Source organism: Shimazuella sp. NTD247 (assembly GCF_059510415.1).
Genome location: NZ_JCAJZU010000002.1, coordinates 592,028 through 606,949, shown reverse-complemented (window position 1 = coordinate 606,949; position 14,922 = coordinate 592,028). Strand labels below are relative to the sequence as shown.

At 40.2% G+C, this 14,922-nt stretch carries 16 protein-coding genes and 1 other annotated feature (1 of these 17 running past the window's edge); of the genes, 12 read left to right on the top strand and 4 right to left on the bottom strand.

The window, feature by feature from the left end; genetic code table 11:
• Positions 1-187 precede the first annotated feature (187 nt).
• Positions 188-814 (bottom strand): chloramphenicol phosphotransferase CPT family protein, encoded by a 627-nt coding sequence (locus AC5WOC_RS07670; protein WP_496054807.1) that lies wholly within the window; start codon positions 812-814, stop codon positions 188-190.
• A 111-nt stretch (positions 815-925) separates the two neighbouring features.
• Here AC5WOC_RS07670 and AC5WOC_RS07665 point away from each other — a divergent pair, with 111 nt between their 5' ends.
• Entirely contained in the window at positions 926-1,375 is a 450-nt protein-coding gene (locus AC5WOC_RS07665) for a hypothetical protein (protein WP_496054806.1), read from the top strand.
• Positions 1,376-1,722: 347 nt separating this feature from the next.
• The gene (locus AC5WOC_RS07660) at positions 1,723-2,529 is read left to right on the top strand and encodes a hypothetical protein (RefSeq protein ID WP_496054805.1); all 807 of its coding nucleotides are present in this window, start codon (positions 1,723-1,725) and stop codon (positions 2,527-2,529) included.
• 90 nt (positions 2,530-2,619) lie between these two features.
• Here AC5WOC_RS07660 and AC5WOC_RS07655 read toward each other — a convergent pair whose 3' ends face one another.
• Entirely contained in the window at positions 2,620-3,333 is a 714-nt protein-coding gene (locus tag AC5WOC_RS07655) for an alpha/beta fold hydrolase (protein ID WP_496054804.1), read from the bottom strand.
• 225 nt (positions 3,334-3,558) lie between these two features.
• Between AC5WOC_RS07655 and AC5WOC_RS07650 the strand changes: the two genes are divergently transcribed.
• From AC5WOC_RS07650 to AC5WOC_RS07605, 10 genes are all read left to right on the top strand, one after another.
• A complete protein-coding gene (locus AC5WOC_RS07650) occupies positions 3,559-4,323 on the top strand; it encodes an IclR family transcriptional regulator (protein ID WP_496054803.1) in 765 nt (254 codons plus the stop codon).
• A 101-nt stretch (positions 4,324-4,424) separates the two neighbouring features.
• The gene (locus tag AC5WOC_RS07645; protein ID WP_496054802.1) at positions 4,425-5,435 is read left to right on the top strand and encodes an ABC transporter permease; all 1,011 of its coding nucleotides are present in this window, start codon (positions 4,425-4,427) and stop codon (positions 5,433-5,435) included.
• A 15-nt stretch (positions 5,436-5,450) separates the two neighbouring features.
• Entirely contained in the window at positions 5,451-6,350 is a 900-nt protein-coding gene (locus AC5WOC_RS07640; protein ID WP_496054801.1) for an ABC transporter permease, read from the top strand.
• Positions 6,351-6,395: 45 nt separating this feature from the next.
• Positions 6,396-7,967: an ABC transporter substrate-binding protein gene (locus tag AC5WOC_RS07635; protein WP_496054800.1), complete on the top strand. Its 1,572-nt coding sequence runs from the start codon at positions 6,396-6,398 to the stop codon at positions 7,965-7,967.
• Between the two features lie 64 nt (positions 7,968-8,031).
• On the top strand, positions 8,032-9,285 hold the full coding sequence (locus AC5WOC_RS07630; RefSeq protein ID WP_496054799.1) for a M20 family metallopeptidase: 1,254 nt from the start codon (positions 8,032-8,034) through the stop codon (positions 9,283-9,285).
• Positions 9,286-9,306: 21 nt separating this feature from the next.
• Positions 9,307-10,290: an ABC transporter ATP-binding protein gene (locus tag AC5WOC_RS07625; protein WP_496054798.1), complete on the top strand. Its 984-nt coding sequence runs from the start codon at positions 9,307-9,309 to the stop codon at positions 10,288-10,290.
• Positions 10,287-11,252 (top strand): ABC transporter ATP-binding protein, encoded by a 966-nt coding sequence (locus AC5WOC_RS07620; RefSeq protein WP_496054797.1) that lies wholly within the window; start codon positions 10,287-10,289, stop codon positions 11,250-11,252. Before AC5WOC_RS07625 ends, AC5WOC_RS07620 begins: the two co-directional genes overlap by 4 nt.
• Positions 11,253-11,269: 17 nt before the next feature.
• Positions 11,270-12,217, top strand: a complete 948-nt coding sequence (locus AC5WOC_RS07615) for a DUF1177 domain-containing protein (RefSeq protein ID WP_496054796.1) — start codon at positions 11,270-11,272, stop codon at positions 12,215-12,217.
• 14 nt (positions 12,218-12,231) lie between these two features.
• The gene (locus AC5WOC_RS07610) at positions 12,232-12,906 is read left to right on the top strand and encodes an AroM family protein (RefSeq protein WP_496054795.1); all 675 of its coding nucleotides are present in this window, start codon (positions 12,232-12,234) and stop codon (positions 12,904-12,906) included.
• Positions 12,907-12,919: 13 nt separating this feature from the next.
• Complete coding sequence (locus AC5WOC_RS07605) at positions 12,920-13,882, top strand: aminopeptidase (RefSeq protein WP_496054794.1); 963 nt, start codon at positions 12,920-12,922, stop codon at positions 13,880-13,882.
• Positions 13,883-13,984: 102 nt separating this feature from the next.
• Here AC5WOC_RS07605 and AC5WOC_RS07600 read toward each other — a convergent pair whose 3' ends face one another.
• Together AC5WOC_RS07600 and AC5WOC_RS07595 are read right to left on the bottom strand one after the other, a co-directional pair.
• Positions 13,985-14,278, bottom strand: coding sequence for a hypothetical protein (locus AC5WOC_RS07600; RefSeq protein WP_496054793.1), 294 nt, complete (start codon positions 14,276-14,278; stop codon positions 13,985-13,987).
• A gap of 159 nt (positions 14,279-14,437) precedes the next feature.
• The gene (locus AC5WOC_RS07595; protein WP_496054792.1) at positions 14,438-14,719 is read right to left on the bottom strand and encodes a hypothetical protein; all 282 of its coding nucleotides are present in this window, start codon (positions 14,717-14,719) and stop codon (positions 14,438-14,440) included.
• Between the two features lie 131 nt (positions 14,720-14,850).
• Positions 14,851-14,922, top strand: a binding site (T-box leader); it runs 147 nt beyond the window's last position.

Sequence of the window (14,922 nt, the reverse complement as noted above, 5' to 3'; positions counted from 1 at the left end):
GTTCTCTAACTAGACTTGCTATCCGGAGCGATAAACTACTTTTTCTATAGATTAAAAGACATCACATTTTTAATATGATGTCTTTTTTATTGAGTTTATAAAATCAGGAAACATTTCATAAGGTAAATCTGAATAGAAAGTGAAAATACAAAACAACCTACAAATCCTCAAATTATTGCATTGATTGCTATTCCGATTCCATGTTTTGAATATACCGCAAAGCTGTCGGAGGCGAAGTGTCTTCCAGCCGTTGGCGGATCAATCTAGCACATTCCTCTGAGTTAAGTACTGAGGTATCAACTTCCAGATCATAAATCCCTGGTATATGGACAGCTTTTTGCCATAATTCTACTGCTTTTGGGATCGAACCATCCTTTTCGTAAGCTGTACCCCAAGTAGCAATTCGCCGCTGCATGACAACCTCGATCGGGCAAAGAACACCAACCAACAAAACTGGCAGATCTTTCAGTATTCGGGCACAATGGGGAAGAATTTTTCTCGAGACAGAATATTCATCATGATGACCGACATCAACTACAACGTTTAACCCCAAACGACTGTGAATAGCAATGGATTCATACATCGCTTGATATAATGTAACAACCAGCGGTTCAAGATCAGGGCGTTCTCCTCCAGGGCGAAGCCCAATCCCGGGCTGATAGTGTTCAGGGGTCATCTGCATAAAGCGGTCGACTCCCATGTTCATCCATACACCTTCAAACGTATTTTGAATCACAGTGGCAATACTGGATTTCCCAGACCGTGGTGCCCCGTTTAAAATAATAATTTGTCCGGGCTTGTCTACCTCTGACATCTGCTTCCTCCTTTTCTCTTCAAACTTTTTTCCCAACAATGAAATTGAACTAGAACAGCGTTTCATATATCCTGAAACTACAGGAAGCTTATTTACTTGAAGGGAAATGCAATGAGTGGACTTCGTTCCCGGCTGAACCGCCGTATGGATCGCTCCAAGCGTTGGCAGAGGATGGATTTTCATTTGCTTTCGTGGAAGCGGTCGCTGTTCGGTATTCACAAGATCGAGTTCTCGAAAAAACAGGCAGAGAAGGTAATAAAGCGGTATCTTGGCGGTCTTTATGTTGAAGGATACGGATACGAGCCCGGATACGCATCTTGCAGTGATTTCGCTATGATGACGCTTCTTACCTTCCTAGAGGACAAACTCAAGGCAAACCCGGATCAGAAGACTTACGAACTGAGCTGGGATGAAGCCTTTCTCGAATTCGAGGTTTGGTCTTTGCGGGCAGTGTTCGGAAAGGAAGATCATTGGATTAACTTGAAGGATGCTCGAACGCTACCATATAAGGTGGCATTCATCAAGGCATGGGAGCATCTTCCTATTCTCATGAAGTACTGAGCTTCCACCCTGTTATGTTGCGTTTTATGGGATGTAACAGGGGCTTATTTTTTATAAGACATGCGGAAATGCAGATTATTATCTTTTTTTACGTATAGAATGAAACCGTTTTTCACTTCACAATCTTTTATCCTCTTTTTTTCCTTTGTTCTTTTTTATATTGTCCCAAAACTACAAATCCAAAAAATCCTTTGCAATATGGCACTTATTTATACATTGGGTGTGTAATATCAGGAATTAATAAACAAATACCTGCTAAAGTAACTTATCGATCAAGTGAACAAAAAGGACGGTGAAAGCGTATCGAAGATTTAATAAATAAAATAGGTAAACATCCAACATGGAGCTTGATAGAAAAAGAGAGCCAGTTTGTCCTTACTCCAACTGATGATCAAGATAGAGAAAATACCTTATGGAGTATTACATCTATTCCAGAAGGGCAAGTACCTGATACACGAAAGAAGCAGTATACTACAACAATCATGGAACGGAAAAAACAGATATTACTGGATTACTACTCCTTTCCTAATGGATCTGGTATGTATCATCACCTTGGTAGAAACTGGCTTCTTTGGGATGCCTCAAAAAAGTATTATTTCTTATCCACAGATCAAGAACAATATTATTGGAATCGTATGAGGTATTGGCTGAGGCATTTTATTACCGAAAAATTATTGGTTGATGAAACTTATTTTCCTGTACATGGAGCACTTGGCAGGTTGAAAGGCTCAAAAGATAAAGGTGTTTTGATACTTGGAAAATCTGGGTCAGGCAAATCATATCTCATAAACCAGTTGATAAAAAATGGAATAGTGTCAGAATGTTTAGAAGAGGATTGTACGGTAGTTAATCAAGAAGGAGAAGCGTTTTGTCTATCACCAAAAGAAGTTGAGTGTGTTTATTCTGAGAAATTAAAGATAAAAGTAATAGTATCACTGCAAGCAGAAAATAGCGATGTAATCATCGCTCCCATTCAAACTATCCAAAACAATGTGCAAGCTGATCCAGCACCATTGCCGTTGTATTGGTTTACTTCAAAATCAAATAGAAGCGAAATAGATATAAAAAATGATTGTATTCCAGTACTGCAAGTGCCACGAAGAGGAGAAATAAATGAAATTATAGGGAAAATAAAAATCATCATAGTTTCATAGAAGCAAGTTTGACCGACTGGTAGCTGGGATATCAGTCGGTCATTGTTTATTAAAAAAATAAAAATATCCGTTTCCTTTTTAGCCAGAGTGTCACTTCGGATTGTTGATAAAGTTATGAATGACTTGCGCTAATTCCTGTGGATTACTCAGCATAGGCAAGTGCCCAGTATTAAGGCTTAGTACATTTTTAGTACATAGATTGGCGATCATTTTGTCTTGAAGCGTTGGTGGAAATTCTTTGTCATTCATCAGTTTTATATACATTTTTGCTGTATCAGGAATAGGAACATTGATTTTATCGATATAAAGTCGCAGTGACTCTGGGGAAAAAGAGTTTACTATTTTCATTGCCTGATCATCAGATAGATCATTGCACAGTCCCTTTAGAATCGCTGAACTAGGGGGTTTTGTTCCAAAAACCTGTAACATTAACCGCATAAAAAGACGTTTTGCAAATGGGAAAATCGAAAGGAAGGATTCTCCATTTTTTGGTATAGCTGCTCCAATTGCCACAAATCCAATCATTCGGTCTGGGTATAGGTATGCCAGTTTTAAACCCAGCAGTCCTCCAATGGAATGTGCTACTATGATAAATTTATCGATCTCCCATCCTTCTATCTGTTGTTGAATATAAAGAATATATTCTTCAAGAGAGATATTTGTTTTCGGTTTCTGTGGAAAATCAATCTGTAACACTGGCTGATTTAAATGTTCTGACACTTGTGACCAAATTCCGCTCCGTAAACCTGCTCCATGGATACAGACTAGACCTACCTGATGTCTATTTCTATTTTCTTCTATCATTCGAATGCTCCTTAAATCCATTATTTTGAACATTTATTATACTGTGTTTCCCTGACAGTTACTGTCAGGGAAAATTAAAAATGATTACTCCTGGGAGAATAGTAGTGTCTCTGTGTCTGTTGGATATTAATGTTAAAAAAAATTTATGGATATTATATTAAGTTTTTAATATAATCATTTTAACAGAAAAGAAACATTGTTTCTAATATAGGTACAGGTGATGTTATGAGCCTAAAAACTTTGGAAAATTCTTTGGATATATTAGAATTTTTCACAAGAGAAACCCCGTCATGGGGAGTTCGTGAGTTGGCGAAGGAGTGTCAAATGAGCCACTCTGTCGTACATCGAATTTTGTCAACCTTTGAAAAAAAGGGTTTTCTGATGAAAGATCCATTGACACAAAAGTATGAACTCGGAATTAGTTTTTGGCAGTATGGTCAGATGGTACAAGAAAAGATTCATCTTCAAGATCTTATCCATCCTGTATTGGGGCAGATATGTGAGAAGGTTGGAGAATCGGTATTTTTTACGGTTTTGGATGGACAAGAGGGTGTCTGTATGGATATTGCCGAAAGTGCTCAAAGCATTAAGTATGCAGTAACATTAGGCAGCCGGACACAATTGTATGCTGGAGCATCCAATAAAGTGATCATGGCTTATTTAGCGGATCATATTCAAGAAAATATTATCCAGCATGGCTTAGCTCCTGTGATCCCAAACCATGTAATTGATGAGGACAAACTAAGAGAAGATTTGGTTTCAATTCGTCAAAAAGGATGGTGTTATTCGGTGGGAGAGTATACCGAATCTGTTTTTGGTATTGCGATCCCTTTATTTAATTACCGCAATGAAGTATTTTCTTCTTTAACCGTGTCTGGTCCTGCTTATCGTATGGAGAAAGATCGAGTAAAGCCGATCTTAGCAATTTTGCGAGAAGAAGGAAAAAAAATACAGGAGTATTTCCATCGATTGAGAATTACGAAGATTTGATCTTGGAAAAATTACAAAGGCAAATGTAATTGTTTATGGGAATGAAGTAGAAAACCATTTCTGATTGGTTTTTTATTCAAGATGAAAAGGAGGTATACACGTTGCTTGGATATATATTAAGACGCTTGTTGTATATGATTCCTGGAATTATTGGAATTATTCTCATCACTTTTGTTTTATCCCGTGTACTTCCAGGCGATCCAGCTGTGATGATGGCTGGAGAACAAGCTCCTCCAGACGTTGTTGCAAAGATTCGTGTGGAACTCGGATTAGATCAGCCGATCTATATACAATTTTTCGACTATGTCAAAAAGTTGATACAAGGTAATTTTGGGACTGCTTGGCATACCGGACATACCGTATTGCAAGACTTTGCTTCCCGATTTCCAGCTACTCTCGAGTTGACTTTAGTAAGTATAGTTATTGCTATTTTGGTAGCGATTCCAGTTGGAATTATTGCTGCAGTAAAAAAGGAATCGATATTAGACCATATTTCCCGAATTTTTTCTTTGATTGGTGCTTGTGTTCCTATTTTTTGGCTAGGTTTGATGTTGATTTTCCTATTTTATTCGAAATGGAGTATATTTCCTGCTCCGATGGGGCGGATCAGTGATGGGATCAACCCGCCAACCACAATTACAGGGCTCTATGTGATTGACAGTTTGTTATCTGGAGACATGATTGCGTTGAAAGATTCGCTCATGCACTTGATCTTGCCAGCGATCTGTTTGAGCACAGGAACGATGGCGATTGTTGCTAGAATGATGCGCTCAAGCATGCTAGAAGTTATCGGACAAGATTATATACGTACAGCACGGGCAAAAGGGATGCATGAATCCAAAGTTATTCTCAAACATGCACTGAGCAATGCTTTTATTCCTACTTTGACGCTGCTTGGGTTACAGTTTGGATTTTTGATCGGTGGAGCTGTCATTACAGAGACTATCTTTAGCTGGCCTGGTGTCGGTGGATACATTACTGATTCGATATTGTCTACTGATTATGCACCGATTCAAGCATTTACATTAATTAGTGCAATTGTCTTTAGCTTAGTGAATTTGCTGGTAGATGTCCTTTACGGCGTATTTGACCCGCGGATTCGTTACGATTAATGGGGAGGAGGTTTTATGATGTCATCTGCTGAGATCACACTACCAACTGCACAGGTGAAGAAAAAAAGCAAAAAGAAGAAGACGTTTTTGACATTAATGCTTCATAATCGATTGGCTATGATTGGCCTTTTTTTCATCGTAATATGGACAATTATTGCAATTGTTGCGCCAATTATCGCACCGCATTCTCCAACAGATACAGATACGATTTCTAAGTTACAAGGACCTACCGTTTCCCATTGGTTAGGGACAGATAACTATGGAAGGGATATTTTCAGTCGAATCTTATATGGAGCACGTATCTCGATTTGGACAGGCCTGATCGGGGTAGGGATATCCTTTATTATCGGAGTTCCGCTTGGTGCAATCGCCGCTTTTTATGGCGGAAAGTTAGGCAATTTTATTATGCGATGCATGGATGTACTGCTAGCGTTTCCATCTCTGATTTTGGCAATGGCCATCGCTGCTTCCCTCGGCCCTGGTTTAACCAGCGCAATGATAGCAGTGGGGATTGTTGGCATTCCAGAGTTTGCTCGTTTGATGTATGGACAGACGATTACGTTAAAAGAAAAAGAATTCGTTGAAGCGAGCAAAGCAATCGGGGTAAAAGATACAACAATCTTATTTCGACACATTTTCCCCAATGCGCTTGGTCCGATCTTGGTACATGCAACACTAGGTATGGGCTTTGCTATTTTGGTGGCTTCCAGTCTGAGTTTTTTAGGACTTGGCATTCAGCCGCCAACACCTGAATGGGGAGCGATGATTTCGGAAGGCAGAGAATATATCATCACAGGTCAGTGGTGGTTGGTTACTTTTCCAGGACTTGCTATTGCAACTTCTATTCTAGGTTTCAATCTACTTGGTGATGGACTACGAGACGTTTTGGATCCTCGCCTTCGCTCAAGTAAATGAAATATATAGATTTTTCTATCATTATCATATGAAGGAGTGGCTGGAATGCTTAGAAAGAAAAAATGGATGGCAACACTTGCTTTTGCTTTATCTGGAGCACTTGTCGTTTCTGGTTGTGCATCAAACGCAAACTCCAATTCAAACGAGCAAAACACAGGAAAATCAATGACCATTGCTTATTCGGATGGTGGAAAAACACTTGATCCAGCGGAAGCGAGTGATCTAACCTCCGATACAATGACCATGAATGCTTATGATCAATTGGTTACTTATGGTGTGAAAGATGTAAGTGGCAATCAAACCGCAAATACAGAAAATATCAAGCCAATGCTATCGAAAGAATGGAAAGCATCTGCTGATGGAAGAACATATACTTTTACACTTCGAGATAATGCAAAGTTTTCTAGTGGAAATGCTGTAACTGCCGCTGATGTTGTTTACTCCATGGACCACGTGAAAAAATCACAAAATGGCAGCTTCATGTATCAAATGGCTTCTATTAAAAATGTTACCGCAAAAGATGATAAAACCGTTGTTGTAGAGCTTGAACGTCCTAATCATCTATTTTTACAAATGGTAGCAATGTATACTTTCTCCATCATTGATTCCAAAGCAGTCCAAAACCAAGCAAAAGATTATTTGAATACACATACTGCTGGTTCTGGCCCATACAAAGTAGACAAATGGGATCCAGCTTCAGAAGCTGTTTTATCAGCTAATGCAAATTACTGGAATGGTGCTCCAAAAGTGAGCAAAGTCACGATGAAATTTATTAAAGAACCATCTAATCGTGTGATGCTGCTAAACAAAGGCGATGTTGATCTCGCAATTGAAATTCCGCCAAAAGATGTGGACAGCATCAAACAAAATGCGAAATTAAATGTTACTTCCACACCAAGTAATCGAATTTTATACTTTGGCTTTAATGAAAAAGTAAAACCATTTGATAATGCGAAAGTACGCCAAGCGATTAATTACGCAATTCCTTACGATCAATTAGTACACGATGTTATGTATGATCAAGCAAAACAACTAAAAAGTTCGATACCTAGCAGTATGCCTGGTTATACGGAAGACGGATTTGTATACAAACACGATCTCACAAAAGCGAAACAATTGTTAAAAGAAGCAGGTTATGCGAATGGATTTACTTTTGATTTCACTTTAGGATCTGGATTTGATGATTGGAAAGATGACGCTGTGCTGATTCAAGCAGAATTGAAAAAAATCGGCGTGACAATGAACATCAAACCAATGGCACGTGCAGAATTTTTGACAGCACAACAAAATAAAACGCTTACTTCCTTCGTTTCCAAATGGACATCTTTCGTGAACGATCCTGGTTATCACCTTGGATTGCTGCTTTACAGCAAAGGTTCCTCCAATACGTTTAATTATAGTAACCCACAAGTAGATAAACTTTGGGAACAAGCAGAACTAGAAAAGGATGCTACCAAACGAGAAGCTCTTTACAAACAAATGCAAAAACTCATCAATGCGGATGCACCTTGGGCTTACTTGTATGAATACAACCGGGTGATCGCTTCGAAAAAAGAAGTCAAAGGATTTATATCTTATCCAGATGAATGTATTCGCTTTTTCCCACTTTCAAAATAATAGTCTCTTCCCTACGAATAGCAGATCTATTCGTAGGGTGTATTTTCATAAGGAGTGAATGAAAATGGATGTGCAACAACGTGTACGGAATGAAATAGAAAAACAACAAGATAAGCTGCTTTCCCTCTGCTCTACTCTGTTACAGATGAATACGGAAAATCCACCCGGAGATACAAGTGAGATTAGCAAATTTATTATCGATTATTTGGCTTCTTTTGGGATTGAAACAGAAGTTTATGAATCAAACCCCAAAATGTTTAACCTTATTGCGTCGATTGGCGAGCAAACGGAAGATAAACATCTGATCCTGTGTGGTCATACGGACGTTGTTCCAGTTGGAGATCTAGAGAAATGGGATTTCTCTCCGTTTTCTGGGCATATCGAGAATGGGTATATTCATGGCAGAGGAGCTAGCGACATGAAATGTGGGCTGGCAGGACTTATTTTTACAATGGGTTTGTTGAAGCAGCTCGATATACCCCTGTCAGGAAAGCTTTCTTTACTGGTTGTTCCTGATGAGGAAACAGGAGGAGAATACGGGGTTCCTTGGGTGCTAGATCGCAAGCTGATTCATGGTACGTCTGCTATTATCGCAGAACCATCACATGCCCAGCATCCGACAATCGGACAGAAAGGAAGCTGTTGGTTTGAAGTAGAGATCGAAGGTACACCAGGGCACGGGAGTTTGTCACCTGTTATTGGGGACAGCGCGATCTTAAAAGCAGTCAAAGCAATTGAAGTTCTACAAGAGATTTGGAATTTTGAAGTTGTCATTCCAGATGAGATGAAAGAAATTATTGCTGTTACAAAAGCGTATATACGAGAGCGGGAAGAAACCGATACAAGCGATGTATTGGATCATATCACCGTAAATATCGGACAGATTCAAGGTGGTACCAAGGCGAATGTGATTGCTGATCATTGCGTAATTCAAGTAGACACACGTCTTCCTTTTGGAGTGCAAAACGAAGAAATGTTACCTAAAGTAAGAAAATTATTAGCTGATGCTGGGATTGAAGCAAAAATACGACCGATTGGTTTTCAAAGTACTGCTAACTGGACTCCTCCAACCGATCCAATTGTAACTCTATTAGTGGATAGCATCAAAGAAGTGAGCAACAAAGACGCATATGGGGTTTTACAGTGGGCTTCTAGTGATGCAAGGCATTTTCGAACACACCATATACCAGTATTGCAGTATGGTCCAGCAGATTTGCCAACCATTCATTCTTATAACGAAAGAGCACCCATTGACCAAGTTATTCAAGCTGCAAAAGTATATGCTCTTACTTCTCTTAAATATTTGGGAGTCAAATAAGTAGCAAGGGAGGGAATCTTCATGGAGCCATTATTACAAGTCAAAGATTTGCAAACCCAATTTCATACAGATGCTGGATTGGTGAATGTAGTTGATGGTGTAAATCTAGAATTGAAAAGAGGGGAAGTCCTCGGAGTTGTGGGGGAATCAGGTTGCGGAAAGAGTGTAACTTCCCTTTCTATTATGCAACTTCTGCCAAAAGGAATCGGCAAAATTATTGGCGGCAATATCTCGTTACAGGGCAAAGATATTTTATCGCTGTCCAAGTCCGAGCTGCGGAAAATGAGAGGCAGTCAAATTTCAATGATTTTCCAAGAGCCGATGACATCTTTAAATCCAGTATTTAAAGTGGGTGAGCAGATTATGGAAGCAATTCGCTTCCATATGAAACTCTCCAAAAAAGAAGCAAAAGCGTATGCAGTTGAAATACTGAAAAAGGTCGGAATCTCGAGACCTGAGTCAGTTGTGGATGAATATCCTCACCAACTATCTGGAGGAATGCGGCAGCGTGTAATGATCGCAATTGCAATGGCTTGTGACCCGAAAATTTTGATTGCTGACGAACCGACAACTGCATTGGATGTAACTATTCAAGCACAAATATTAAATTTAATGAGACAGCTGCAAGCTGAAAAAGGTACTTCTATTCTGCTGATTACCCATGATTTGGGAGTAGTTGCCGAAATGTGCGACCGAGTAATTGTCATGTACGCTGGACAAGTAGTGGAAGAGACAGATGTCAGGAGTTTGTTTAAAAATCCAAAACATCCTTATACCAAAGGACTGCTGGCTTCTCTCCCGCAGTTATCTGGCGATCAGGATAAACTGAGCTCCATCCCTGGACAAGTTCCTTCCCTCGATGAGATGCCTGTCGGATGCCGGTTTGCTCCTCGCTGTTCATCACGCATGAATATTTGCGAAACGAGCAATCCAAACTTAGTAGATTTGGGAAGCAGTCATCAATGTCGATGTCACTTATATACAGAGGAGAGGATGCCAACATGAGTACATTGGTACAAGTGCAGAATTTAAAAAAGCATTTTCCTGTGACCAAAGGTTTTCTTCAAAAGCAAGTCGGCGCAGTGAAATCAGTGGATGGTATTTCCTTTGACATTCAAGAAGGAGAGACACTAGGTATTGTTGGAGAATCCGGTTGTGGAAAATCGACAACAGGGCGCGCCCTTTTGCGAATTTTAGAGCCGACAGAAGGAGAAGTTATTTTTGATGGAGTCGATATTGGAAAATTATCCAAACAAGAACTCCGTTCTTTTCGTACCAATATGCAAATGATCTTTCAAGATCCTTATGCTTCTCTAAATCCGCGCTGGACGGTTCAAGAAGTATTGGAAGAACCACTTTATACACATGGCGATCGAACAAAGGCGGAAATCAAGCAAAGAGTAGCGGAATTAATGGAATTAGTAGGATTATCACCCCAACAAGCCACACGTTTTCCGCATGAATTTTCAGGTGGACAACGCCAGCGTATTGGGATAGCAAGAGCACTCGCACTAAATCCAAGATTTATTGTTTGTGATGAACCTGTTTCTGCTTTGGATGTGTCCATACAGGCTCAAGTATTAAATTTGATGAAAGATTTGCAAGAACAATTTTCGCTTACGTATTTATTTATTTCCCATGATTTATCTGTCGTAAAGTTTATATGCGATCGGGTAGGTGTGATGTATTTAGGGAAACTAGTGGAGTTGTCTTCTACGAAAGAAATCTATACAGAACCGCTGCATCCATATACAAAAGCATTAATGTCAGCAGTTCCGGTTCCTGATCCCAATGCAAAGCGTGAACAGATTGTACTGTCTGGTGATGTACCAAGTGCGATGGACCCGCCAAAAGGCTGTGCATTTCATACGAGATGTCCAGTTGCGATGGACATTTGTAAATCAGTAGTGCCTGCATGGCAGGAAATATCAGATGGTAGACATGTTGCTTGTCATTTATATCAATAATGGAGAGGAGAATCATTGTGTCCTTAAAACATACGATTACTGCATTTGAAACGTTAGATGATGGAAATGTAACAGGTGAAAAAGTGAAGCGATTATTTACTTCCTATCGAAATGTAGAGGTTACCGTAAAAACGGTAGAAGGTCAGAGTGGATCTACTGATTTTGTGCAATTTAAAATCGCAGGAACCAATGGAAAAACTGCTGGCGGAAATGCTCCTACTATCGGTATTGTAGGAAGACTTGGAGGAATTGGAGCAAGACCAAGTCGTATTGGATTGGTTTCTGATGGAGATGGTGCAATTGCCGCGGTTGCTAGTGCATTGAAATTAGCGGACATGTCGGAAAAAGGGGATCGATTGGCAGGAGATGTTTTGATTGCAACGCATATTTGTCCTGATGCACCAACCCTTCCTCATGAACCAGTTGATTTTATGGATTCCCCTGTTGATATATTAACCATGAATAAATACGAAGTTTCTGACGAGATGGATGCCATTTTGTCTATTGATACAACCAAAGGCAATCGGGTGATCAATCACAAAGGTATAGCTATTTCTCCTACTGTCAAAGAAGGTTACATTTTGCGTGTGAGTGAAGACTTATTGCGTATTATGGAAATGACAACAGGTCAGTATCCGGTTACGTTTCCGATCACCACACAAGACATCACTCCATATGGCAATGATGTTTATCATGTGAACAGTATTTTACAGCCCGCTGTTGCCACATCTTCTCCAGTAGTGGGTGTAGCTGTAACCGCTCAATCGATGGTGCCAGGCTGCGGGACAGGTGCAAGTCATGAAGTAGATATTGCCCAAGCAGTTCGTTTTGCAGTCGAAGTTGCCAAAGAATATACAAATGGCACTTGTGAATTTCACAGTAAAGAAGAGTTCGATCGGTTAGAGCACTTGTATGGATCAATGAAAATGTTGCAGACGGCTGGCAAGGAAACAGCTGCAAAATAAAGGAGACATCTTTGATGGGTAGAAAAATAGGTATAGTGACAATTGGACAATCTCCACGAACAGACATCGAGCCTATTTTTCAAAAGTACTTGCCAGAGGCACAAATCATTCAAGCAGGTGCTTTGGATGGCTTGGAAAAAGCTGGAATTGATAAAACATTATCACCAAAAGATGGAGATTATGTGCTGACAACACGTCTGCGATCTGGGGATTCGGTAGTCTTAGCAAGACATAAGATCGAAGAGCGATTACAACAGCAGATTTTTGCACTGGAAGAAGCAGGATGTGACCCGATTCTTGTGATGTGTACAGGTGTTTTTGATCACTTAACAACAAAAAAAAGTATTCTAGTGGAGCCAGATCGGGTTATTCCTCCAGCGGTTGCAGCAGTGATCCAAAGCAAACAGCTTGGTTTGATTGTGCCGTTGCAAGAACAAGCTGTTGCATCGGAAGAAAAATGGGTTGCAGCAGATAAAACTCCAGTCGTTGCAGTGGCTTCCCCTTATACTGGAAAATATGCAGATTTTAAGCGGGCAGCCAAGGAGTTAGAAAAAGCAGGAGCAGAAGTGCTGTTGCTGGATTGCATGGGTTATGATGAAGCAATGAAAGAGTGGGTGTTGGAATTCACTTCCAAGCCTGTGATATTATCAAATGCATTCATGGTCAAACTCGTTTCTGAGCTTGTGTAAAGGAGTGTCTCTTTTGACAGATGCAGTAAGCCTTTGTAAAAAATTATTGGAAGATTGTTTGGGGTTGCGGCAAGGGGAATTGTTTCTTGTCGTAACAGATCCTAAAAAAGCTGAATTAGCACAGAATTTATATCAAGCTGGTCAAAAAATAGGTGCTGAATCGATGCTGTTTTTAATGGAGGAACGGGAAAAATCAGGGCAGGAGCCTCCTCTTCCTGTAGCAGAAGCGATGAAGCAGGCAGATGCAGTGGTATGTATTACAGAGCACTCTCTGACTCATACATCTGCAAAAAAAGCAGCTGTAGCCACTGGTACAAGAGTAGCAACCATGCCAGGAATTACCGCAGATATGTTTTACAATGGTGCGATTACTGCCGATTACCAGCAAGTCAAAGATTTGACTGAAAAAGTAACGGCTTATTTGGAACAGAGCAAAGAAGTGAGAATCGAAAAAGAAGGGCAGTCGCTCACTTTTTCCATTGATGGCCGGCATGGTATATCCAGTACTGGAGTGCTGGTTAATCGAGGTGATTCTGGTAACTTGCCATCTGGAGAAGCATTTATCGCTCCTGTAGAAGGGACTGCATCTGGAAAAATAAAAGTGGATGGATCAGTCGCTGACGTTGGCATTTTGCATTCACCATTGTGGTTAACGCTTCAAGAAGGCCGACTGGTGAAGGTGGAAGGAGAAGCAGCAGATCCACTGCTTACCTTGCTTCATTCTGATCAAAGCAGACAACTCGCTGAATTTGGAATTGGCACCAATGATAAAGCTAGAATTACAGGAGTAGTGTTGGAAGACGAAAAGGTTTATGGAACGATTCATCTGGCATTTGGAAACAATATAACCTTCGGCGGGCAAATTGATGCTGGTGTACATATCGATTTGGTGATCAAAGAACCTGATGTGTATTTAGATGGGAAAAAGTTTATGGAAAAAGGCGTTCCTTTGTTTCCAGAACTGACAACGAAATAAATCAGGTGGGAGCTAGTAAGTTACTAGCTCCCATTGTTTTTACATTCTATATCTTAGAATCATAAAAATGAGAGGACGTTGGTTGCCCAATGCCCTTTACGATCACTTCAAAAATACCTCTTCTAAGTGAGAAATAACATATTTGATGAGAAAATCTCGGTTCTGCTCAATGCGAGACGCATCACCTGATCGGAACGCTTCCACTGCATGAGCGATGTTGCCTAGAATGGAATTGTTCCCAAGCTTTCCGAGATTTTTGACTTTTTGGATTCGCTCAAAGCAAGCATGTGCAGATTCAAGCTGATCAATTGCTTCCTGCACGCTCAACTTAGGATCACATGCAGTCTTGATGTTCTCAATCGTAAGCCTTACGTTCGTCTTGATGTCAACTGGCATTTTCTCTCCAGTGATCGTAGGTTGGATGATATTCTGGTCATCCACTTGAAGTATAGCATAGTCTCGTTTTAATAGTTTAATTTTTAAATAGTAGAGGTGTCCAAGTCATTAAGGGATGTTTAAATATTTGAGGACGCTGGTTGCCCAAGGCCCTTTCGATCACTTGATATTCTTCAGATGAGGAATGACTGACTTGAGCTGTTCCATACAAATGTGGATACGCTCAGCATCGTTTGCCCTGAGAGCATCGATCGCACTGTTGATGTTGACAATGACAGAATACTGACCAAACTTGCTGTCAACAATCTCCTTGGGACACGATAGGAAGACTGTCTTAGCAGAGTCGAGCTGGTCAGCAGCATCGGCTCGCTTATCATTGTTAATAGCGTTCTGCAGGTGTGTAATCACATTCTGGATCTTTTCAGCAGTAGTGTTACCCATTTTTCCTCCAGTGATCGAAAATTGTGTAATTTTAACATCATCTATTTTCGCATAATTCACAAAGGAATACTATTGCAAATTTCAATGTTCTTGACATTGGCGAAAAAGCAGGGCATAATGATGGCAACATCTATGAAGCTAAGATGGAGAGTAGTAGCTAAATTCACTCAGCTTAGAGAGTTGGCATTCTGGTGCAAGCCAAC